Raw genomic sequence first — 22,713 nt, 5'->3', positions numbered from 1 at the left:
AAAATTTGATTTTAAATTTTCCATAACTTGATTCATCCTAATTTATCTAATCAACCTGATGATACCGGTATTTTTGCCATTGATAAGTACCGGGGCACCATCCGTAAAGCTTCCTTTTACCACCCATATATAAACCCCTTGGGGCTGCTCATTTCCATTCCAACCCATCTGAAAGAGGTCTGTCAAACTATTGGAGTTAAAAACCAGGTTATTGTCCCTGTCAAATATCTTCAGCTCGATTGTGGCAATGTTTCCCCCGCCCCTTATGACGAAGCTATCATTGACCTGGTCATTGTTTGGGCTGAACAGTGTGGGAAGGAAGAGTTCATTGGATTGTATCTCAAAAGTTTGGGATACTTCTTCAGCTGGCAGGAATACGTCATTGCCAGCCTGGTTTGCTGTCACTGTAACCATGCCAGGGCCTTCTATAATGATCATGTTGTCAATTATAGAGGCCACGCCTGTCGCAGGTTCTGTAGTTATTGAAAATGTTACGGGCAGGCCGGACTCACCACCTGTTGCCTGAAGCGTGACCGGATCCGCCCCTACTTTTTTATCTGCTAATGGTTCAAACAAAATGGCTTGGGCTACTTTCCCAAAAGTTATGGTGGCCGGAGCCGAAGCAGTATTGCCACTAAAGTCGGTTACTGTTAATATAACCATGGTCGATGCTGTTGTAGGTGTATCAAAAGCAGACACATCAAGGATTCTGCTCGCTATGCCGCAATTATCGTTACTGCCGTTATCAATGTCGTCTATGGTAATAGAGGCTTGCCCATTTGGGGCCAATGGAAGTGTGATGTCCCGGACAATTACTTCCGGAGGCGTTACATCCTCTACAGTAACAACCGCAAGGCAGGTACCTGTATTGCCATTGACATCAGTGACTGTAAGTACCACCTCATTATCACCAATGTTGTTGCAATCGAAAGTAGTGATATCTAATGCCATGCTGGCTATTCCGTAATTATCGGAAGAACCGTTATCGATTTGAGATGCTTCAATATTGGCAATACCGTTGGCATCCAATTGTATGGTAATATTTTGACAAATGATCTCGGCAACACTACCATCATAGTCAATACTGAACTGGGCAGCTACCGTGTTTCCATTGGTGGCAGCATCTTGTGCTACATTGGCGGCCACATCGATATTGACCGTTCCATCAGTTGCTGGAGTGATCAATGCCGTATATTCCGAAGCATTAGTTGTTGTGAAATCACTGGCTGTTCCATTGCCCACAGAAATATCGTCCACCTCAAAACCTGTTACATTTTCTGAGAAAGTGAAAGTTGCCATAAAAGCTCCATTGGTTGGGTCAGTGGCCGGACTGGTGATAGCAAGTGTTGGAGCTGTCAAATCGGCCTCAATGCTGAACTGGGTGGCCGCAGTATTTCCATTGGTGGCGGCATCTTGTGCCACGTTGGCAGCCACATCAATAGTGGTAGTTCCATCAGCGGTAGGAGTAACTAAAGCTGTATATTCTAAAGCACTATTTGCCATGAAATCACTGGCCGTTCCATTGCCAACAGAAATATCGCCAACCTCAAAACCTGTTACATTTTCCGAGAAAGTGAAAGTTGCCATAAAAGCAGTATTGGTGGGGCCGGCAGCAGTACTGGTGATGCTTACTATTGGTGCAGTAATGTCAAACTCTATGCTGAACTGGGCAGCTGCTGTATTTCCATTGGTGGCTGCATCTTGTACCACATCGGCTGCTACATCAATAGTGGTAGTTCCATCAGCGGTAGGAGTAACTAAAGCTGTATATTCTAAAGCACTATTTGCCATGAAATCACTGGCCGTTCCATTGCCAACAGAAATATCGCCAACCTCAAAACCTGTTACATTTTCCGAGAAAGTGAAAGTTGCCATAAAAGCAGTATTGGTGGGGCCGGCAGCAGTACTGGTGATGCTTACTATTGGTGCAGTAATGTCAAACTCTATGCTGAACTGGGCAGCTGCTGTATTTCCATTGGTGGCTGCATCTTGTGCTACGCTAGCCGCCACATCAACTGTGACTGTACCATCTGTTGTTGGAGTGATCAAAGCTGTATAAACACTGGCACTGGTCGAAACAAAATCACTGGCCGTTCCATTTCCCACGGAAATATCGCCAACCTCAAAGTCTGTGACATTTTCTGAAAAGGTGAAAGTTGCTGTAAAAGCTCCATTGGCTAGGTCAGTGGCTGGACTGGTGATAGCAATTGTTGGAGCTGTCAAATCGGCCTCTATGCTGAACTGGGTTGCTGCGGTATTTCCATTGGTAGCTGCATCTTGTGCCACGTTGGCTGCTACATCAATAGTGACCGTTCCACCAGCAGTTGGAGTGATCAAAACTGTATAAACACTGGCACTGGTCGAAGCAAAATCACTGGCGGTTCCATTACCTACTGTAATATCCCCGATCTCAAAACCTGTTACTTCTTCTGAGAAAGTAAAAGTAGCAGTAAATGCTCCATTTGTTGGGTTAGCAGCTGCGCTGGTGATGCTTACTATTGGTGCAGTAATGTCAAACTCTATACTGAACTGGGCAGCTGCTGTATTTCCATTAGTGGCTGCATCTTGTGCCACATCGGCTGCCACATCAATAGTGACTGACCCATCTGTTGTTGGAGTAATCAAAACTGTATAAACACTGGCACTGGTCGAAGCAAAATCACTGGCTGTTCCATTGCCTACTGTAATATCCCCGATCTCAAAACCTGTTACTTCTTCTGAGAAAGTAAAAGTAGCAGTAAATGCTCCATTTGTTGGGTTAGCAGCTGCGCTGGTGATGCTTACTATTGGTGCAGTAATGTCAAACTCTATACTGAACTGGGTAGCTGCTGTATTTCCATTGGTGGCAGCATCTTGTGCCACATCGGCTGCTACATCAACAGTGACTGTTCCATCAGCAGTTGGGGTGATCAAAGCTGTATATACACTAGCACTGGTCGAAGCAAAATCACTGGCGGTTCCATTGCCTACTGTAATATCATCCACCTCAAAACCTGTGACATCTTCTGAAAAAGTGAAAGTGGCTATAAATGCGTCATTGGTTGGGTCAGCCACAGAGCTGGAAATGGTAATTGTAGGAACTGTTACATCGGCAGTAATGCTGAACTGGGAGGCCGCAATATTATCTACTCCTCCAGCATCCTGAGCAACACCTGCTGCCGCATCAACTGTGACTGTTCCATCGGCAATAGGAGTTATTGTGGCGGTATAAACACTAGAGCTGGTGGCCACAAAATTACTGGCAGTCCCGTTACCTACTGTCAGGTCATCTATGGTAAAACCTGTAACAGGCTCACTAAAAGTGGCGGTAATACTAAAAGCATTGGTTGGCGAACTTGCGAGGCTACTCCAAACAATGGTTGGGGCTATAGGGCTTGACACCACTGTCGTCCTGCTGTCTATATCGTCAAATATCCCATCACTGGTGAGTAAAGTAAATGTAGTTGTTTCTGTACTGCCTGGGGCAACTCTGCTGTCCGTTGGGTTAAACTCAAGTGCTCTTAATGCAGCTTGTAAACTGGCCGCATCGGTACTGGCCAAGGTATAAGGGCCGGTTCCTGTTAATCCGGTTCCAGTTAAAACACCCTTGGTATCATCATCTAAAGTAATGGTGGCGGAGACATTGTCTCCATTGGGATCTGCCACGGTGATGGCTCCAAAGGGGCTGATGGTGGCATTATCATTTACTGCCTGATTGGCCACCGCTCCAGTAACTACAGGTGCTGCCAAGGAATATTCGTTGATGTCTCTGCCCGATTGCCCCATTACAAACATTTTAGTTCCATCATTATTAAAGACTAATGAATAGGGACTTGTCTCTTGGATGGACACATTGAACTGTTCACCATCACCTGCATAAACCGCTGTAGATACATCAAAGGCGGTGGCCAGGTCATACTCATTAATATCGTCTCCATCAGCTCCCATGACAAACATTTTGGTGCCACTGTTATTGAAGGCAAGCGAAAGAGGTGAACTTTCTTGCGCAGACACCGAAAACCGTTCGACATCTCCTGCGTAAACGGCAGTGGATACATCAAAGGCGGTAGAAAGTGTGTATTCGTTAATGTCCTTCCCAGAAACTCCCAATACAAACATTTTAGTTCCATCATTATTAAAGACTAATGAATAGGGACTTGTCTCTTGGATGGACACATTGAACTGTTCACCATCACCTGCATAAGCAGCAATGGATACATCAAAAGCGGTAGAAAGTGTGTATTCGTTAATGTCCTTCCCAGAAACTCCCAATACAAACATTTTGGTGCCATCGTTATTAAAAGCAAACGAAGCAGGGAATATTTCCTGTGCGGCTATTGAAAACCGCTCTGCATCTCCTGCGTAAATGGCAGTGGATACATCAAAAGCGGTAGAAAGTGTGTATTCGTTAATGTCGTCTCCACTAGCTTCCAATACAAACATTTTGGTGCCATCGTTATTAAAAGCAAACGAAGTAGGCTCCGAGCCCAGAGCAGCCACAGAAAAACGATCTTCATCACCGTCAAATATGGCTTTGGAAACGTCAAAGGCATCTCCCACCTCATGATAGGCACCGTTGGTAAAGCCACCACTTATGGGTGTGCCACCAGAGGCAATTCCGGTACCGCTATCTTTCAAATCAATGGAGAGTATGCCATGGCCAGTGATATTATCTACTGTCACTGTATAGGTGTCTCCACTGCCGCTTATGCTCGCCAGATTGGCACTTACTCCGGCAGAATTGTCCAAAGTAAAATCGCTAAGATCTACGCCTGTTACTGCTCCATTAAAGCTGATTATGAAATCTACGGTGTTGGCTGTACTTACCGGGTTACCCGAAACCTCAATACTTGAAAGAAAAAGAGTGGCAGATGTAGATACCACATTGGTAATATTATCCACATCGCTCAAAGTACCATCAGATACTGTAAGCGAAAAGTTGGTAGTTTCTGTATTTTCAAAAGTCACCCGGCCATCTGTAGGATTAAACACCAAAGCCCGTAAGCCCGCCTGCAAGTTGGCTACAGTTGCACTTGATAAAGTATACGGCCCACTACCACTTAATCCCGTACCTGTAAGTACTCCTTTCGAATAGTTATCCAACTCTATAGTTGCTGAAACCTGATCCCTGTTTGCATCTGCAATGGTTACTGTGCTAAAAGGACTAATAAGTTCGTTGTCATTTACCGACTGGCCAGCTACCGTACCACCAATTTCGGGAGCGAAATTAATTAGCAGGTATTCATTTACATCCTTACCATTGAGTCCAAGGACAAACAGTTTGGAGCCATCCGAATTGAAATTCATAGAAGTGGCCTGGGATTCCTGAGCTAAAATGGAAAATCGCTCTGCATTCCCATCGTAGGTAGCCGTTGAGAGATCGAATGCTGTGGAGAGAGAAAATTGAGAGATGGCATCATATCGTTGTCCCGTTACATACATTTTGGTGCCATCCGGTGTAAACCTGATTGAATACGGAAAAGGTTCCTGAGCGGAAATACTTTTGGTAAAACTGTGACCGGCAGTAGAAATATCAAAATTGGTGGAAAGCGTATATTCTATAATGGTTTCATTTGCAAACTCTACAACGTACATTTTGCTTCCGTCAGTACTGAAGGTGAAGGAGAACGGATATATCGAATGGGGAGCTGTATCGAACTCCTGGCTATAGGAAGCAGTAGAAACATCGTATGCAACAGTAAGATCAAATTCAGTGATATCCTCATTTCCATAGTCCAATACATACATTTTCATACCCGTACCGTTGAAGCGCAAGGTTCGTGGAGAATTAATCCAGGTTGCGAGATTGAATCGTTCCCCATCTCCGGCATATGTGGCTGTAGAAACATCATAACCAACACTCAGATTGTATTCATAAATGAATCTAGATGATCCTGTGACAAACATTTTTGTTCCATCATTATTGAATGCCATCGTGTATGGCGTAGCCTCCTGAGTGCCGATGAAAAAACGTTCCGCATCTCCATTATAGACCGCTTTGGATACATCGTATTCGTATTGGGCAAAAATAAATGATACAGGGGTCAGAGAGAAAAAAGCAATTAGCGCTAGCCTGTGGGCAAAAAGCCTTAAAGAACCTTCTTTATTATAATCTTGCTTGTTCTTTTGGATGTTGTCCAATAATTCACTTCTCATATCTTATTTTTCTAATTCAACACTCTGGAATACCCTGATCTAATTCCACAAATGATTATGACCTGAATAAAACTACTGAGCTCCATAATTATTTATCTAATCAACCTGATGATACCGGTATTTTTACCATTAATAAGTACCGGGGCGCCATCCGTAAAGCTTCCTTTTACCACCCAGATATAAACTCCTTGGGGCTGTTCTTCTCCATCCCAACCCATCTGAAAGAGATCCGTCAAACTATTGGAGCTAAAAACCAGGTTATTGTCCCTGTCAAATATCTTAAGCTCAATTGTGTCAACGTTTCCCCCACCTCGTACAATGAACCTGTCATTAAGCTGGTCCTTATTCGGACTAAAAAGTGTAGGCAGGAAGAGCTCATTGGATTGTATCTCAAAAGTTTGAGATACAGCTGGTGCAGCCTCGAACACATCATTACCGGCCTGTCTTGCTGTCACTGTAACCATGCCAGGGCCTTCTATAATGATCATGTTGTCTATTATAGAGGCCACGCCTGTCGCAGGTTCTGTTGATATTGAAAATGTAACCGGCAGACCAGACCCGCCACCCGTTGCCTGGAGCGTGACCGGATCCGCCCCTACTTTTTTATCTGCCAATGGTTCAAACAAAATGGCTTGGGCTACTTTCCCAAAAGTTATGGTGGCCGAAGCCGAAGCAGTATTGCCACTAAAGTCGGTTACTGTTAATGTAACCATGATCGATGGTGTTGTAGGTGTATCAAAAGCAGATACATCAAGGATTCTGCTTGCTATACCACAATTATCACTACTGCCATTATCAATGTCGTCAACAGTAATGGAGGCTTGTCCATTTGTATTTAAGGGCAATGTGATGTCCTGTACTACCACTATTGGAGGGCTTGTATCCTCAACAGTGACAACCGCAAGGCAGGTGCCTGTATTTCCATTGAAATCAGTCACTGTAAGAACCACCTCATTATCGCCAATGTTACTGCAATCGAAAGTAGTGATATCTAATGCCATGCTGGCTATTCCGTAATTATCGGAAGACCCATTATCGATTTGCGAAGCTTCAATATTGGCGATACCGTTGGCATCCAATTGTACGGTAATGTCCTGACAGATAATTTCAGCAACACTACCATCATATTCAATACTGAACTGGGTTGCCGCACTATTTCCATTAGTGGCTGCATCCTGAGCCACATTGGCTGTCACATTAATAATGACTGTTCCATCAGCAGTTGGGGTGATCAAAGCCGTATATTCCGAAGCACTGACTTCAGTAAAATCACTGGCTGTTCCATTGCCTACCGTGATATCCCCGATTTCAAAACCTGTTACTTCTTCTGAGAAAGTGAAAATTGCCATAAAAGCAGCATTGGTTGGATCGGCAGTTGCACTGGTGATACTTAGTGTTGGGGCTGTCAAATCAGCTTCTATACTGAATTGGGTTGCCACTGTATTTCTATTAGTCGCTGCATCTTGTGCCACATCGGCTGTTACATCAACAGTGACCGTTCCATCTGTTGCTGGAGTGATCAAAACTGTATAAACACTTGCACTGGTCGAAGCAAAATTTTCGGCCGTTCCATTACCCACACTTATATCTGCCACCTCAAAGTCTGTGACATTTTCTGAAAAGGTGAAAGTAGCTATAAAAGCTCCATTGACCGGATCAGTAGCCTCAGTGGAAATTGTGAGAGTCGGTGCAGTCAAATCTGCTTCTATACTGTATTGATCGGCTGCCATGTTTCCATTGGTGACTGCATCTTCAACTACATCGGCTGCCATATTAATAGTGACTGTACCATCAGTTGTTGGAGTAATCAATGCAGTATATTCCGAAGCACTCGTTGCTATGAAATCACTTGCCGTTCCATTACCTACCAAAATATCCCCGATCTCAAAACCTGTTACATTTTCCGAGAAAGTAAAAGTTGCCGTAAAAGCAGCATTGGTTGGATCGGCAGCAGCACTGGTAATGCTTACTGTTGGAGCTGTCAAATCAGCTTCTATGCTAAATTGGGTTACTGCCGTATTTCCATTGGTGGCTGCATCTTGTGCTACATTGGCTGCCACATCAATGGTCACCGTTCCATCACTAGTAGGTGTGATTTCAGCGGTGTATACCGAAGCACTAGTGGCAGCAAAACTTCCAGCGTTTCCATTGCCCACAGTGATGTCAGTAACATCAAACCCAGCTACCTCTTCCGAGAAGGTGAAAGTGGCTGTAAATGCACCATTGGTTGGGTCAGCTACCAGGCTTGTTATTGTTATGGTGGGATCAGTAAAATCTGCTTCCACACTAAACTGAGCTGCTGCTGTATTGCCATTAGTAGCGGCATCTTGCGCTACATTCGCTGCTACATCAATGGTTACGGTTCCATCAGTTGTTGGAGTAATCAAAGCTGTATAAACACTGGCACTGGTCGAAGCAAAATCACTGGCGGTTCCATTGCCTATTGTAATATCATCCACCTCAAAACCGGTTACTTCTTCTGAGAAAATAAAAGTAGCGGTAAATGCTCCATTTGTTGGGTTAGCAGCTGCACTGGTAATAGTAAGTGTTGGGGCTGTCAAATCTGCCTCTATGCTGAACTGAGTAGCTGCTGTATTTCCATTAGTGGCTACATCTTGTGCCAAATCGGTTGCTACATCAACAGTGACTGTTCCATCAGCAGTTGGGGTGATCAAAGCTGTATAAACACTTGCACTGGTCGAAGCAAAATCACTGGCGGTTCCATCGCCTACCGTAATATCTCCTATTTCAAAACCTGTTACATTTTCCGAGAAAGTAAAAGTTGCCGTAAAAGCAGCACTGGTTGGGTCAGGGGCAGTACTCGTTATAGCTACTGTTGGCAAAGTCAAATCTGCTTCAATACTGAACTGGGCAGCGGCAGTGTTACCATTTGTGGCTGCATCTTCGGCTACATTGGCTACCACATCAATAGTGACTGCTCCATCTGTTATTGGAGTGATCAAAGCTGTATATTCGGAAGCATTGGTTTCTGTGAAATCACTGGCTGTTCCATTTCCTACTGTGATATCACTGATCTCAAAACCTGTTACATTTTCCGAGGAAGTAAAAGTTGCGGTAAATGTCCCATTTATAGGGTCAGTGTCCACACTTGAAATAACTACAGAAGGTGCCACAGCGCTGGAAACTACAGTGGTAATATTATCAGTATCACTAAAGCTGTCATCGCTTACTTCGAGAGTAAATGTGGAAGTTTCAGATGTAGTTGTTCTGTTCTCAGTAGGGCTGAAAACCAAAGTCCTTAAACTTGCTTGCAAACTTGCTGCATCTGTGCTAGCTAAAGTATAAGGGCCTGTACCGCTCAATCCTGTGCCAGTCAATACTCCTTTGGCATTATCATCTAAAGTAATAGTGACCAAAACATTATCACCATTAGGGTCTTGAATTGTGATAGTTGAAAAAAGGCTAATGGAGGAAGTGTCATTTACTGCCTGGTTGGCAGCTGCTCCTGTAATGACTGGGCTGGCAAGAGAGTAGACATTAATATCTTTCCCTACTTGCCCAATAACATACAATTGAGTTCCATCTGCATTAAAAGCAAAAGAAGTTGGCTGGGATTCCTGCCCTGCTATGGATAAACGTTCTGCATCTCCGGAATAACTGGCAGTGGAAATATCAAAGGCAGTAGTAAGATTGTATAAATTAATGTTATCTCCTGCTGATCCCATCATCAATAACTTAAATCCATTGCCTACAAAAGCTATTGATTGAGGAGATCCGTCCTGTGCACCTACCGAAAGTGTAGTTTGGTAAACAGCTGTCGAAACATCAAAGGCCGCAGACAAGGTATACTCGTTAACCTCATCATCATCACTTCCCACCATATACATTTTGGTGCCATCCTGATCGAATGTAAGAGAGTTAGAGTGAGTGTCCTGTGCTGCTACTGAAAACCGTTCACTATCTCCTGCATAAACAGCCGTTGATATATCAAAAGCAGTAGCCAGATGATATTCATTGATATCATCTCCACCAAACCCCATCACAAACATTTTATTGCCGTTGGTACTAAAAGCAACAGAACTAGGAGCTGCCTCCTGTGCGGCTACTGAAAAACGTTCTGAATCTCCGGCATAAACGGCTGTTGAAACATCATAGGCAGAGGATAGATTGTATTCATTGATAAAACTGTTAATCTCATCTAATACAAACATTTTTGTGCCATCAGGATTAAAAGCCAAAGAACTGGGGCCAGATACTTCAGCAGCTACTGAAAATCGTTCATGAGCGCCTGTGAAAATGGCCTGAGAGACATCAAAAGCTCCGGAAATCGTATTTACAAAATTAGTTTTGGTCAATGTACGGGAACATCCATCAAGATCCTGGACAGTGAGGCTCACATCAAAGACCCCAGTTGTGGTATAAGTATGGGTAGGATTTAAATCAGTAGAAGTTGCGCCATCTCCAAAAGTCCACAAACTGCTAACTACCGGAGCTCCGGATATTGTGGCATTTATAAAGGTATAATTATCACCTGTATGACTGGCTGTAAATTTAACATCAGGCCCAATTACTTGTATGTAATTTGTTTTGGTTCTGGTTTTTGTACACCCCAGAGAAGATGTTATGGTTAAAGCAACCGTATAAGTACCTCGGGTATTATAGGTATGGGAAGGGTTTTGTTCAGTAGCGGTTGTTCCATCACCAAAATCCCATAACCAGGACACTATAGATCCGGCCCCGTCTATACTGGATGCATCGGTGAAATTACTTGTAACAGGGCCACATCCAAATGTTGAAGAAGCATTAAAGTCAACTGTAGAAACCCCAATAGTTATAATCCTTGAAATTTCATCGGAATCACCATTGATCGTATCTTGAACAAAAAGACTGACATTAAAACTACCTGCTGAGGTATATTGATGAATTGGATTTTTACTTGTTGATGTAGATCCATCTCCAAAATTCCATAACCAGATATCGGGATTTTCTGATAAATCAGTAAAGAACACTGTATGATTTAATTTGCATCCAATTGATGGTGATTCCGTAAAACCAGCTACTACCGGTGGTCGTTGTGCATCAACCGTAATAGAAATAAATAAAAATGTTACTGAAGTAAAAAAAATCAAAAATATTCTTTTCATAAACATGTGAGTTAATGCAAATGACTTATCATGTCTTAATTTATCTAATTCATGACCTGGCACATCCTTATCTGAATGATATAAATCCTGAATTAAGTGGTGAAAAAGTTTTAAAAATGGTAAAACAACTACTAAGAAAAATAAAATGAGATGATTTATTCAATTTTTGGCGCAGACAGTCGAAATATGGCGTAAACAACAATAAAGGAAGTCTGGCCTGTTAGTTTCTTTTGTTCTGTTTTCCTCGGTAATACTTTGGTACTACATTTTTTTTGGTTTAAAGGCACTTTTTTATTATAAAGGTGTCCCATAGAACAGAAATAAGCATTAAATTACTTGCTTTTGGATTATTAAGCTCGTTTATGTTTCATACTTTTTCCATTGATAAAAAAGTATGCGAAAAATCTTGGTAAAATGATGCTCCTACCCACAAATGTCAACGCTGGCCCGCCATTTTACCCTCCAGCCCGCTTTTTCGCTTAAGGCAAAATTGGGGGAGTTAGCCTTTAATGATTTCATCAAATAAATTCCATCCTATTACACCTTTATCCCATTTACCTTGTTTCCATAAACTTTTAAATTATTCGGCTAAGATAATTTGGGTGTCCTAGCGAAGAAAACAGGAAATATAGCGTTAATTAACAATAAAGTGTTAGATTCTTTTGTCCTGTTTAGTATTTCAATAGGTATAAATGAAGGAAAATAGTGGTCGGTTTTTATCCAGCTTAACTCAAATGAAATACCCTATGATATTAAGAATCGGATATTTTATTAATCAATATTAGAATCAATGCTATTAATAAATGGCTCTTTATAAGACCTTCCGATAGGTACTTTGTAAGGCCCCAGCTGCACCTCATTTTTGGAAAGGTTTATTTGTGAAATTTCTTTTGTATTGATAATAAAGGAGCGATGGATCCTTAAAAAGCGGTCAATTGGTAGTTTCTCTTCCAGCTTTTGTAAAGACATTCTTGTTTCAATGAGTTCTTCGGCCATTCCAATGATGCACATCTTATCTTTTGCTTCTACATACAGGATATCGCTTAATTTAATTTTAATGAGAATTCCGTTACTTTTTATAAATAACTCATCTTTTACCAGTCGGTCATTATTCCATCCGTGATAGTTATTTTGTATTTGGGTGTCATTAATTTTTGAAATTTTATATACTGTCAGCTCTATTGCTGCCTGCAAGGTTTCTTTATCATAAGGCTTGAGAATATAAACATACGGGTCGGTCAGCTTAGCCCTTTCAAATGTTTCCTTATCTCTGTAAGAGGTGATGAAGATAACGGGAATGGCTTTTTTCTTGTTGATATTCTCCACTATTTGGATACCGTCACGATCACCGGCTAAGTGGATATCTACCAGCAACAAGTCAGGCTTTGTGGCGGCAATTAAATTCAGTGCCTGGCTTGCGCCCACAGCTGTCCCCGCCAATTCATATCCCATCTCATCCAGGTACATCTCTAATCGATTGGCATGGATGAAATCGTCCTCTATAATAAAAACTTTTACTTTAGACATCTTTTATATGGATTCTAAAATTAAATTACACAAAGGCTTATCATTTGATTCTGATTTTCAAGTAGATACCTATGATTCTCGTGTAATTGCTTAATAGGCTCTATTTAATTTGTTTAACCAGCCTTAGCGTATTTTGTCGGGAGGTTAATTGAAAATACACTTCCCTGGTTAACTTTACTTTCAATTTCAATAGTACCCTGATTCATGCGGACAAAGTCATTCACCAGGATAAGCCCCAAACCCGTTCCCCTTTCTGCGGCCGTGCCTGGCGTACTTTTAGCGTCATCTAAAATAAATAACTTTTGGATTTTCTCTTCTTCCATTCCTGTACCGTTATCAACTACATTTATTTTCACCTTTCCCTGCTCGTTCACAGCCAATAAACTTACAGCGCCTCCATTGGGAGTAAACTTGATACTATTGTTGATCAGGTTCCTGAAAATAGCACTAACGGTTTCTTTATCGGCATATACATGTGTTTCTTGAGGGATATTTACTTCCAGGCGAATATCCTTTGCTGCTGCCATATCTTTAAAATATTGAAGACTTTCATCTACTAAAGGTTTGAGTGCCAATCGCTGAGGTTGGTAAGGTATTGCTCCTTCCTGGCTTAATGCCCACTTTAATAAATTATCAAGTAGTGCATTTACTTTCAGGGCGGAATCCTCAATCTGTACTGCGATTTTATTCAGGCTTTCCATATTTCCCTTTTTGATGTTGTAGTTCAGTAATCCGGAGATGCCCTGCAGGGCAGTAAGCGGACCACGAAGGTCATGTGCTATGATGCCAAAAAATCTATTTTTGGTGGCGTTAAGCTGAGTCAATTGATCCTTCTGGGTAACCAATAGTTTATTGTTCTTGTTTTTTTGTTGATAGGCTCTAAGAAGCAAACCTGCCAATGCTACCAATATTAGTGAGCCAATGATAAAAATAGCAACCAGCCGGTTTTTTTTGGCAATAGTAGCCAATTGCTGCTCTGTTTCCAATTTCAGCATCTCATTCTCTGCTTCTTTTTTAACAGTTTGGTATTTTGTCTCCATATCGGATATTAAAGTCTCTTTAGTTGTATTGAAGATAGAATCTTTTAAATCAGTGTAATTAATATGATACAACAATGCCTGTTTGTGCTTACCAAAGGCTTGATAAATTTGTGAAAGGGTGAGATAAACGTCCAGTTGTTTTTTACGATTACCAATTTCTTTGGCCATCATCATACTTTCATCCGCATAAGAAATAGCCTTTTCAAAATTACCTAATTTGATGTGTAATAGTGCGAGTTCCTCAGTTGTATGGGCTATTCCGGCACGATTGTTTAACCGTTTTTTTATCTCCAGGGATTGATTAAAATATTGAAGTGCTTCTTCTAATTTGTTTTGAGCACTATAAAGTTCACCTAGGTTGTTATAGCTAACTGAAAGACCATAATCGTCCTCTATCTCTTTTTGAAGTGCAATTACTTGCATTCTATAATCAAGCGCTTTTTCCAGATCACCTCTTTTCCTATAGATTATCTCAATATTATTGAGTGCCGTAGAAATATTTTTTAAATCTTTTGTTCTTTGGGCTTCTTCTAGTGCCTGGTAGTAGTATTCCAGTGCTTTATCATAATTCTTCTCAGACCTATAAACCTCTCCTATGGAACTTAACGTGCCTGATATTTTTACTCCTTCCAATGAATTTCTCATTTCCAGGGCTTTTAATAAGTAATCTAATGAAGCCGGATAGTCCCCTTTATTCATGTGAATCAATCCAATATTATGAATGACAGAAGCCTCACCCTTCCGGTTTTCCATTTTCACAAATATTGCCCTGGCTTTTTCATATAAACTGAGTGCCGTTTCATATCGTCCTGTATGTACATAAACAGATCCTAAATCTTCATAAGCCCCGCCTAATTGAACTTGATACATCATTTCAGTGGCATAGGAAATAGCCTCCTCTCCATATAAGACAGCCTCTTCAAAATTAATGGAGCGACTGTAGTAACATAGATCCCTGAGAACTTTCACTTTTTCTTTTCCTGAAACAGATGGCAGGATGGACTTAAGGCTATCAACCAGTACTCGGTTTTGAGCCACTCCAGAAGTGGAGAAATAGAGGAAGCAAATCAGAAGGAGGAAGTATTTTTTCATGTGTATATGTTCGTTTTTATGTTACCACATGGAATTCGCGATAAATATTCATCTGGCGGTTGGTATAAATTCGCCCTCGAATATTTATGCTCATTCATGATTTCAGTTTTTTGACCAACATCCAAATTTATACAATTAATGGTTAAGTTTGTTAGTTAAATGTGATAAGGCTATTAGTAAGTGATGGAATTATTGCAATAATTTAAGTTTTAATCGATCAGAAAACGACATGATTATTAAAGCGGTCAGACGATAGTCAGACCTATTGGAGTGCACAGGTCAGACGATAGTCAGACCTGAACCAGCTAAAAGTCAGTGCCAAAGTGGGGTTATATTTATTATTCTTCATTTAACTTATTCTTGCTTCCCTCCAAAAAGCCCTTCTCCTGAAGGTCCTCTTCAATTTTATCAAATATTGTTTTTGATATTTTTTTCGAAAAATATCTTACAGGTGCTAAAAACAGTACAAATTTTAGAAATCTATTGCTATTAGAGAGATAGGAACGTACAATTTTAAGTAATGCCCTTACCCTTGCTTTTGTTTGTTTGAAATAAGCATTTAAAATATCTTCCTTTTTCAATTTTGGAAAATCAGACACTGCATAGTTGTATATTTCACTATCACTTTTTTTGTCATCCAATATCAAGTTGATATCAGGAACAACAGGTAGGTAATTTTTACCATTTATAGTTATCAGGAATCTTTCTATCATTTTTGGCGTCCAATCCCTATGAATAGGATGTACTACTTTTCCTTCTTCATAAGGCACGCTCAAAAAGGCTCTAAGGAAATTCCGGGCATTATTTCTGCCTAAATAAAAATCATGATGACGTAACCGAATATCCAAAAAGCCACCAAAAGCACCTAAAGAAGCAGAACAAAGAGGGTATTTATAGGTCCCGACACTTTCACCATTTTTTTCTTTATGTTTCACAGGAAAAACAGTCCCCATATAGGCTTTGTTAGAGAATTGCTCCACCATTTCCTTCCGTTTAATTTTTGATTGGTCCCATAACGTCTGAATGATGGCTCCCCCTACTTTCATTAAATTTTGGGGATGTTGATATTTATGATCTTTAGATATGATATCAGGAAAAGGATCTATCATGACAACACCTGCTTTTTGGTAGTCATGCTTCAAAATAGGGTCGGTAGCATTTCCATTTTTTGACCAGACAAAATCTTCATTTGTCGCGTCTTTTGTTCTTTTACGGAGAATCTCCAAAACTTCTCCATATGGCTCATTGTTGATGGCACCACCATCCACTGAAGTGGTAAGATATTCATTTAGTGTAGTATTATCCCAATCAATATCGCTATCCTTAATTTCAGGTTTTGCCTCACCAAATCTTCTGGATATAATTCTGGTAACAGTATTTTTAATATAATCTGCGCTAAAATCCTGGTTGTTAAATTCACGATAGCGCAATCCTACAGGAAATGCCCCTGTGGCTTTAGCTGTTTTTTTAAGTCTGTTTAATGTCAACGCATTATTTAAGTCCAAATTAAAATATTCGTTATTGTCTGTAAAATTACCATCCGGCAGTTTGAAATGTGACATCATAAAATGCTCAAAGGAGGTATGGTAAGGAGCATCTTGAAGTGCAGGGTCATTTGTGTTGTTGGGAAATTTCACCTTGAGTGGAATCCCTCTATTCATAGTATGCGATATAATCATTTCTAAATCAGACGCCAAATAATGGGGGCGGTTAGCTTCAGCTTCCACTAATGCCGGAGCAATTGCGCGATCTGCCAGTTGATCAATAAAATCAGAATTTAATAATGAAAAAACTTTTCCGTCTTTTAAATCAGAATTAGTAAGAGCAATCTTCAAGGTTTTCCATTTGTTTTTTTCATCAAGCATAGTTACCCAACTGTCATACAATATATTATTTCGAATACCTCCAACATTATCTGCCTGGTCATCCGTTATCGGATTAATGGCATTTCTTAAACCATATAAAGTGGCCATTATCGTAGCCATTCCTCCGGCCGAAGTTCCTCCCATCACATCAATCTTAACATGATGTTGAGGAACTTCTTCATTCTTGACTCCTTCTAGTTCTCCTTTTTTAGCTTTTTCCCATTTATCTAATACTTCAAATATATAGTCCATCACTCCGGCAGTATAACATCCTCCCGAAACAGCTCCTGCCATAGTAAAACCTAAATGAAATGTATTTTGATCTCTCATATTGTTAAATATTTAAAGTTTTTTGGGCTTAAATTGATGTTAAGTCGGTGTATTGAAAAGGGTTTCAGAACTGTCTGATAAAAGCATAATTTGGTTGTGGTGCATTTAAGGACATGACTATTTAATTTTTGTTAAAATAACTATTATCTATAAATTTAAATGGGTTCTTTAAATTAGACAATACCTATTTATAGGTATGTTATCCAAGTAATTATAAATATAATATAACTATTGATTTTATCTCAAAGCTTCTTAAAAGAAGTATAAAAAAGTTTGAATTTCAAAACAATAACTGATCTCGCTCTCTGCATTTGAATTGATGAATACAATTTAAGCAGAGCATTGTCCATAATTGCTCTATCCAATCCCGCAAGGATAAAAAAATTAAATAGTTAATCGTAACACCTATTTAGTGGCAGCGTTAAAACTGCTATGGCTATACTATGATACTGATGCATGAATGGCCTAAAATAGAGGCCGGAATAGAAGTAATTACCAATCAGTATGCTAACTAAAGCTGAACCAGAAATTTAAAACTATCACTATGGACTCCTTCAATTCAACGCTCAAAAGATTATTAAGAACAGCCAGGATTTCCACTCCGATTTCAGGCTCCAGCCACATTAATGTGGGAAATACAGAAAGGGTGATCTCACTCGCAGGTGGTACCTTGCTTACCTGGTATGGATTAAGAAAAATTTCTATCCCTCGCCTTGTTTTGACCTTAGTTGGTGCCAATTTGGTATACAGAGGCGTAACAGCCTATTGCCCTGTTAATGAATACCTGGGTCGCAATACGGCTGATAAGGAAGGTGTATCCATTTTATTGAGCAGTAATCTTGTGATCAATAAACCTCGTCAGGAATTATACGCCTACTGGCGAAAGCTCGAAAATCTCCCCAACTTTATGAAGCATCTGAAGGAGGTAAAGCAAACTGATGAAAAACAATCGCATTGGGTGGCTCCCATTCCGGGGAATTTAGGAACAGTGGCATGGGATGCTAAAGTAACCAAAGAAAAAGAAAATGAATTGATTGCCTGGCAATCATTACCCGATTCCGATATTGACAATGCGGGCGAAGTAAGGTTTAAGGATACCCTTCCCGGCAAAACCACGCTTGTACAAACGACAATTTCTTACCGTGCCCCGGAAGGAGCATTAGGCGCCAATGTGGCTAAGCTCCTGAACCCTTTCTTTAAGAAGATGGTAGAACAAGATCTCAATAGATTCAAAACGTTGATGGAAACACTTGAGAATATTCCTCATGATGGACAACCTTCTTAAAACACATTCAAAATCTCTTATTACAATAAATTAAAAATATTATGGACTCGTTTAATTCAACATTAAGTAAGCTATTAAATTCCAGCGGAATTGCAGTGTCAAATAATAAGTCAGCCCATATTAATGTGGGCACCATTGATAGAATACTTTCCGCTGCGGGTGGCGCTTTTCTTACCTGGTATGGCATTAAACAAAAATCGGTAGCTGGAGTAGCTTTAGCTCTTGCAGGTGCCTCATTGCTATATAGAGGTATTACAGCCCACAGCCGACTTAATGAATATTTGGGCATAAACACGGCTAAGAAAGAGGCAGATTCAATCGTACTTCAAAGCAGTTCGACTATCGATAAACCTCGAAAGGAATTATATGCCTATTGGAGAAAGCTTGAGAACTTACCCAAATTTATGAAACATTTGGAAGAGGTGACTCAAACCAATCAAATGCAATCGCATTGGAAAGCAGCTTTTCCCGCTCATGTTGAATGGGATGCTCAAATAATTGAAGAAAAAGAGAACCAATTCATTATTTGGGGCTCTTTACCAGGCTCGGAAATTGATAATGCCGGAGAGGTAAGATTTCACGATGACCCTGAGGGGAATGGCACAGTGGTAAGAACTACTATTTCCTATCGCGCACCTGAAGGAAAATTAGGCGCCAATATTGCCAAAATGTTAAATCCAGTCTTTAAACAAATGGTGGAAGATGATTTAGACAGATTCAAAGAAATCATGGAAAGAGGGAAATCCAGTTCTAAAAAAGAAAATTTAAAGGCATAGTTTATTTGTCTTAAATAAGGCTTAAGATCGAATACCTGGTCACTAGCAGATGAAAAACTATTGACTGAATAGCTCACCACTGGCGACAACTTGAAAGTCTGGAGGTATAAGAGGTGTTTCTGGCTTTTGTTTTACTAACTACTTTCCTAATAATTACTGATATATCATCTTGGCGAAGAAACATCCGAATATTTAAATTTAAAAATGTAACGTGCCATTATTTCATGGGAGACATTTGCAAACCTGGCAAGGTGGCCAATAGGATAGTCATAAGAATATCCAAACTGCAGTTGAGGAGTTATTTGTAGCCTTAATAGAAAATCTATTGACTCACTTCTTCGGTAAGAAAAGCCCGCACTTATAACTTTCTTAAAAGTAGCATTTAAATTGAGGTCGTATGATAAGGGAACACCACTCCAATATTTAAGTAAAACACTTGGTTCCAGGTCTATGTTATCATTTACCACAATTCTATATTTTGTAAATAAAAACTGATTTAGTTGATAACGTTGGACGGATGTTGTGTCATTAATGGAAAATTTTTGAGGGATGAATTCCGGCACAGAAAATCCAATGTGCAATTTAGGGTTCCTATAATATAAGCCCAATCCCAAATCAAAATAGGTATCCGAATTTTGGATATTGACCAAACTGGGATCATTGCCTGAACTTACTAAAAGAGAAGCATAATCTGAATTACGATTATGAATTCCGGCCTGCAAACCCAAAGAAAGAAATTGATCTCTTCCTACTTTTAGATGGTAAGCATAGTTGGTGGATATATTTACAGCTTTATGAATACCTACTACATCGTAATTGACCATCAATCCCATACCGAGTTGTTTCTCTTTGAATAAGGTGTGTCCGGACAAGGTTTGGGACTGCGGAGCTCCTTCTACACCAGACCATTGGTTTCTATGAATAAAAGTGAGACTGAGTACTTCATCAACCCCCACATAGGCGGGATTTATTAGTGCTCCATCAAACATATACTGAGTATATTGCACTTTCTGCTGCCCTTTACTTTCTTGCAGGCAAACACTTGTACAAATAAGGGCAGTAAGTACAATTACCTTGGTAAACTTTCCTCCTGAATTAGCCATATACTAACGTATTAATTCTATAAATCCACTTTTTTCTACCACTGAAGAAGCATAACTTACTGATATGAAATAGTAATATGTCCCTGCGGATACCATTTTCCCATTCTGATTGGTTCCATCCCACACCAGCCTGGCATGGTGGTTCCCAAAAATGCTAAATACTTCACTCCCCCACCTATCAATAATCACAATTTTGATGGTTTTAAACTTTCCAATATCCTTTAACTCCCAAACATCATTGTATCCGTCATTATTAGGGGTCAATACTTTTTGAATTCCAAATTCCATATTCTCATAGGTAACAATTACATTAAAAGAGCAACTATAACTCCTGTTTCTCTCATCAATAAAAGTATAGTCCACTTCTGTAGTTCCTATCGGAAATATATCCCCGGGTTCATGGGAACCATTAAGTACAATGGATTTGCACCCTACTGTTAGAGTAGGGTTTTCCCAATCAACGCTCACCTCCCCTGACTGATCCGCTTGTATGGTAACATCTTTTGGACAGTTGGAAATAATTGTCTCGTTGTTATTCTTCACAGTAATATTAAAGCTGCAGGAGGTGTTTCCTGTTTCGTTGGTAGCTGTATAGACTACTTCTGTTACACCTACAGGAAATACATCTCCCGGCCGATAATTACTTGTAAGTTCACTCGTGTTATTACAATTGGCTAAAGTTGGTTCGTCCCAATTTACTTTCACTTCACAGGAAGTGGTGGTATTGTACACAATATCAGAAGGACAGTCCTCAATCTTAGGTGCTGATTCATCTGTTACGGTCACATTGAAAGTACAAGTGGAAGTGTTGCCGGCATCATCGGTGGCAGTGTACACAACCTCTGTTGTGCCCAATGGAAAAACATCTCCGGGGCTGTGCGATCCTGTGGCTGTAAGTTCTGTACTACAAATGTCGCTGACAGTGGGTTCAATCCAGTCTACTGTGGCTTCACAAGAGGAGGTGGTGGAAACATTGATATCTGACGGACAGCCGGAGAAAACAGGCATCGCTTCATCTGTTACAGTCACATTGAAAGTACAAGTGGAAGTGTTGCCGGCATCATCGGTGGCAGTATAAACAACCTCTGTTGTGCCCAATGGAAAAACATCTCCGGGGCTGTGAGACCCTGTGGCTGTAAGTTCTGTACTGCAATTGTCGCTGACAGAAGGTTCAGTCCAGTCTACTGTGGCTTCACAAGAGGAAGTGGTGGAAATACTGATATCTGCAGGACAGTCGGAGAAAACCGGCATTGTTTCATCTGTTACAGTTACATTGAAAAAGTACAAGTGGAAGTGTTACCGGCTTCATCGGTGGCAGTGTACACAACCTCTGTTGTGCCCAATGGAAAAACATCTCCGGGGCTGTGCGATCCTGTGGCTGTAAGCTCTGTACTGCAATTGTCGCTGACAGAAGGTTCAGTCCAGTCTGCTGTGGCTTCACAAGAGGAAGTGGTGGAAATACTGATATCTGCAGGACAGTCGGAGAAAACCGGCATTGTTTCATCTGTTACAGTTACATTGAAAGTACAAGTGGAAGTGTTACCGGCTTCATCGGTGGCAGTGTACACAACCTCTGTTGTGCCCAATGGAAAAACATCTCCGGGGCTGTGCGATCCTGTGGCTGTAAGCTCTGTACTGCAATTGTCGCTGGCAGAAGGTTCAGTCCAGTCTACTGTGGCTTCACAAGAGGAAGTGGTGGAAATACTGATATCTGCAGGACAGCCGGAGAAAACCGGCATCGTTTCATCTTTTACAGTTACATTGAAAGTACAAGTGGAAGTGTTACCGGCATCATCGGTGGCGGTATACACAACTTCTGTTGTGCCCAATGGAAAAACATCTCCGGAAGTATGAGAACTTACAAATGAAACAATACCGCATTCATCAGTAGCCTCAGGTTCAGTCCAATTAGCTGGTATTGAACAGCCTGAATCTAAAGTCAAATCAATATCAGAAGGACAGTTGGATATTATAGGTGGTTCATCGTCAATTGCGTTGCTATTGCAACATAGTGGGCCACCATTTAAACTTTCACCGGCAAGTACTGTCAAATCTCCAAATACACTGCCTTGATAAATGGGATCATCACATGATACATTAATAATTTCTGTGATATTTTCACTTCCTAGAATAACTACATTCACTGTCAGATAATCACCAGCAAACGCCCCATTCCCACTACTGTTGACAACAAAAATGTTGTTATCGACAAAATCATTTGCCAAAGTGCCACTTTCATCAGAAGCCAAATATCTATGGGCAATATCCGGACCAGTATATTGAAATGTAATACTGACCAAGCCACCTTCGCAAGGCCCACAACTGGGTGGACTTTCACAATTACAGGACTGACCATATGACCAGTTATATACAAAAAATAGTAATAATACAATAAGGAATGGCTTATTTCTATAAACTAAAAATAAGCTATGGATAGAAATTGTCATGATTAGGA

The 22,713-nt window shown here is 40.5% G+C and carries 10 protein-coding genes; 2 read left to right on the top strand and 8 right to left on the bottom strand.

Annotated features, from left to right (window positions below; all coding sequences use genetic code 11):
- Positions 1-42: 42 nt before the first annotated feature.
- The 5 genes from JKA74_RS04910 to JKA74_RS04890 form a co-directional block, all read right to left on the bottom strand.
- Positions 43-6,135 carry an Ig-like domain-containing protein gene (locus tag JKA74_RS04910; protein WP_201430031.1) on the bottom strand — a complete coding sequence of 2,031 codons (6,093 nt, stop codon included), beginning with the start codon at positions 6,133-6,135 and terminating at the stop codon, positions 43-45.
- A 92-nt stretch (positions 6,136-6,227) separates the two neighbouring features.
- Positions 6,228-11,240: an Ig-like domain-containing protein gene (locus tag JKA74_RS04905; RefSeq protein ID WP_201430030.1), complete on the bottom strand. Its 5,013-nt coding sequence runs from the start codon at positions 11,238-11,240 to the stop codon at positions 6,228-6,230.
- 771 nt (positions 11,241-12,011) lie between these two features.
- Positions 12,012-12,767: a LytR/AlgR family response regulator transcription factor gene (locus JKA74_RS04900; protein WP_201430029.1), complete on the bottom strand. Its 756-nt coding sequence runs from the start codon at positions 12,765-12,767 to the stop codon at positions 12,012-12,014.
- A 113-nt stretch (positions 12,768-12,880) separates the two neighbouring features.
- The gene (locus JKA74_RS04895) at positions 12,881-14,899 is read right to left on the bottom strand and encodes a tetratricopeptide repeat-containing sensor histidine kinase (RefSeq protein ID WP_201430028.1); all 2,019 of its coding nucleotides are present in this window, start codon (positions 14,897-14,899) and stop codon (positions 12,881-12,883) included.
- A 338-nt stretch (positions 14,900-15,237) separates the two neighbouring features.
- A complete protein-coding gene (locus JKA74_RS04890) occupies positions 15,238-17,094 on the bottom strand; it encodes a patatin-like phospholipase family protein (protein ID WP_201430027.1) in 1,857 nt (618 codons plus the stop codon).
- A gap of 544 nt (positions 17,095-17,638) precedes the next feature.
- Here JKA74_RS04890 and JKA74_RS04885 point away from each other — a divergent pair.
- Complete coding sequence (locus JKA74_RS04885; RefSeq protein ID WP_201430026.1) at positions 17,639-18,379, top strand: SRPBCC family protein; 741 nt, start codon at positions 17,639-17,641, stop codon at positions 18,377-18,379.
- 41 nt (positions 18,380-18,420) lie between these two features.
- Positions 18,421-19,155, top strand: a complete 735-nt coding sequence (locus tag JKA74_RS04880; RefSeq protein WP_201430025.1) for an SRPBCC family protein — start codon at positions 18,421-18,423, stop codon at positions 19,153-19,155.
- Between the two features lie 164 nt (positions 19,156-19,319).
- Here JKA74_RS04880 and JKA74_RS04875 read toward each other — a convergent pair whose 3' ends face one another.
- From JKA74_RS04875 to JKA74_RS04865, 3 genes are read right to left on the bottom strand one after another with little or no spacing between them, the layout of a single operon-like run.
- Positions 19,320-20,258, bottom strand: a complete 939-nt coding sequence (locus JKA74_RS04875; protein ID WP_201430024.1) for a PorP/SprF family type IX secretion system membrane protein — start codon at positions 20,256-20,258, stop codon at positions 19,320-19,322.
- A 3-nt stretch (positions 20,259-20,261) separates the two neighbouring features.
- On the bottom strand, positions 20,262-21,545 hold the full coding sequence (locus tag JKA74_RS04870) for an HYR domain-containing protein (RefSeq protein ID WP_201430023.1): 1,284 nt from the start codon (positions 21,543-21,545) through the stop codon (positions 20,262-20,264).
- Positions 21,527-22,705 (bottom strand): HYR domain-containing protein, encoded by a 1,179-nt coding sequence (locus tag JKA74_RS04865; RefSeq protein WP_201430022.1) that lies wholly within the window; start codon positions 22,703-22,705, stop codon positions 21,527-21,529. Before JKA74_RS04865 ends, JKA74_RS04870 begins: the two co-directional genes overlap by 19 nt.
- Positions 22,706-22,713 lie beyond the last annotated feature (8 nt).

It is taken from the genome of Marivirga aurantiaca (assembly GCF_016679925.1).
GTDB lineage: Bacteria > Bacteroidota > Bacteroidia > Cytophagales > Cyclobacteriaceae > Marivirga > Marivirga aurantiaca.
The sequence above is the reverse complement of the archived record's forward strand: the minus strand, read 5'-3'. Positions and strand labels throughout refer to the sequence as shown.

What these genes read in the sequence shown, in the direction of transcription:
- JKA74_RS04905 (WP_201430030.1), bottom strand. Translation starts at nt 11,240, where the DNA reads ATGAAAAGAATATTTTTGATTTTTTTTACTTCAGTAACATTTTTATTT.
- JKA74_RS04875 (WP_201430024.1), bottom strand. Translation starts at nt 20,258, where the DNA reads ATGGCTAATTCAGGAGGAAAGTTTACCAAGGTAATTGTACTTACTGCC.
- JKA74_RS04890 (WP_201430027.1), bottom strand. Translation starts at nt 17,094, where the DNA reads ATGAGAGATCAAAATACATTTCATTTAGGTTTTACTATGGCAGGAGCT.
- JKA74_RS04900 (WP_201430029.1), bottom strand. Translation starts at nt 12,767, where the DNA reads ATGTCTAAAGTAAAAGTTTTTATTATAGAGGACGATTTCATCCATGCC.
- JKA74_RS04910 (WP_201430031.1), bottom strand. Translation starts at nt 6,135, where the DNA reads ATGAGAAGTGAATTATTGGACAACATCCAAAAGAACAAGCAAGATTAT.
- JKA74_RS04865 (WP_201430022.1), bottom strand. Translation starts at nt 22,705, where the DNA reads ATGACAATTTCTATCCATAGCTTATTTTTAGTTTATAGAAATAAGCCA.
- JKA74_RS04885 (WP_201430026.1), top strand. Translation starts at nt 17,639, where the DNA reads ATGGACTCCTTCAATTCAACGCTCAAAAGATTATTAAGAACAGCCAGG.
- JKA74_RS04880 (WP_201430025.1), top strand. Translation starts at nt 18,421, where the DNA reads ATGGACTCGTTTAATTCAACATTAAGTAAGCTATTAAATTCCAGCGGA.
- JKA74_RS04895 (WP_201430028.1), bottom strand. Translation starts at nt 14,899, where the DNA reads ATGAAAAAATACTTCCTCCTTCTGATTTGCTTCCTCTATTTCTCCACT.